Annotated in this window: 1 protein-coding gene; it reads right to left on the bottom strand. The window is 68.8% G+C overall.

All coding sequences use genetic code 11. From position 1 onward, the window contains the following. Positions 1-256 precede the first annotated feature (256 nt). Positions 257-1495, bottom strand: a complete 1239-nt coding sequence (locus tag EV652_RS43845) for an IS110 family RNA-guided transposase (RefSeq protein WP_158441590.1) — start codon at positions 1493-1495, stop codon at positions 257-259. Between the last annotated feature and the right edge of the window lie 209 nt (positions 1496-1704).

Here is a 1704-nt window from a genome sequence, read left to right on the forward strand (position 1 = left end):
CTAGCTTTCGCGCCGCGAGTCAAGGTTGAGTTTGGGCAGGTGTGAGTGACGCCGGGCGTTTGTTGTGAACGTTCGGCGTGGCTCGCGACGAAGGACGCGTGTGTTGGGGAAGGCACGGGTTGGGCCGCCGGACCGGCAGGCTGATCAGTCGCGGTCGGTTGCCGCAGGCTTTCGTGTGCGCCGTGTCTGAGGCGGCCCAGTCGCGGGCGGGCGGCAAGCTAGGTTCCGCCGTCGTGCGGCATAGCTAACGTGGCCGTCACCGTCCGCGGCTGTGCCTTCCTCGACGATACGCCTCTTCGTCGAAGGGTTGTTGGGTCTTGAGGAGCCGGTAGGCCAGGCGGCAGGCATGCCGGGCGAGCGCGACCCGGGCTTGGATGGGTGCCATGCCGCGGGCGCGGTATTCGTGGTCGCGTTGCGTGAAGGCGGGCGAGAATCTCGATAGTCCCCAGGCGATGCTCATCAGGGCGTCGCGGTGTTCGGCCAGGCCTTGCCGCGAGATTCGTCCGCGGCGGTGCAGGGTCGCGGACTGGTAGAGCGCGGGTGCCAGGCCGGTGGCGGAGTACAGGTGGTCGGCGTCGGGGAACCGGTCGATCGGCAGGCTGTGCGCGGCGAACGCGGCCGCACGCACCGCGGCGACGCCGGGCAGACTGGTTAGGATCTGCCCGTCGCTGGTGGCCAGTAGTTGTGTGATCTCGCCTTCGAGCGCGGCGATGTCGGTGCACAGCAGTCGGTAGCGTTCCAGGTCCCGGCCCAGCCGCTGGGCCCGATGCTCGGCGTCGTGGGGTGGTGGCAGGCATCCCCGCCATCGATCCGCCCAGTACTGGGCGTCGGCCTTGGTCAGGCGTCCCGGCGCCCGGATGAGCAGTGACCGTGCCGAGGGTGGGCGGCCGGCGAACGCCGTGGCGCAGGCCAGAACTGCCTGCCCGGAGGGGCGTTCGACGGCCAGGCTACGGCCGTGTCCAGCCGGTGCGGATAGTCCGGGGACCAGGTTGTTGAGCTGGTCGTGGAGGCGCTGCTGGGCTACCTTGCGGTCGGCGACCAGCCTGCGCCGATGTCGCACCACCGCACGCAGCACCTCCACCTCCAACTCGTCGACCGCAAGCCGCCCCGCGCCTTGCCGGGCGAGATAGGTCAGCGCGGCGCAGTCGCGGTCATCGGTCTTGAAGCGGCCAGATCCGAGTTGCGTTCGCGCCGCCTTCGTCTCCGACGGCGCGAACAACCGCACCGCGCCGGGATGCCGGCGCTCCAACTCACGCGCCCAGGCCTCATGCAGGCTCCCGGTCGCCTCGATCGCGATCACCGGCTCATGGCACCCGTCGCTGCACCCGGCCATCATCTGTTCCAGACTCGCCACCCCAACACGAGAAACCGGCAGCGACACCGGGCCTGCCAGCAGGCCGGAACCATCGCTGACCCATACCCGGTTCATCACCTTGCCCGGGTCAACGGCCACCACCAACGTTGACGGCCCGAGAGCCACCTGCAGCAAAGACATCGAACGGCCTCCCCACCACAACGGTGTGAAACCCACGCCCCTCATGCCAGCGCGGAGAGCCATCCCCTCGACGGCCCATCATCAGCCTGCGCTCGTCGGTGTCAACGTCGTACATGCTCGCTGCGCTGCGCGTGCTCCACGTTGACACCTCCCACGCACACGCTGTCACCGCGTCAATCGAGGGAAATGCCGTTCAGGGTCTATCAGCT

The organism is Kribbella steppae, from assembly GCF_004342025.1.
Lineage (GTDB): Bacteria > Actinomycetota > Actinomycetes > Propionibacteriales > Kribbellaceae > Kribbella > Kribbella steppae.

Excerpts from the sequence above, each read along its gene's own strand:
- EV652_RS43845 (WP_158441590.1), bottom strand. The coding sequence starts at position 1,495 with ATGTCTTTGCTGCAGGTGGCTCTCGGGCCGTCAACGTTGGTGGTGGCC.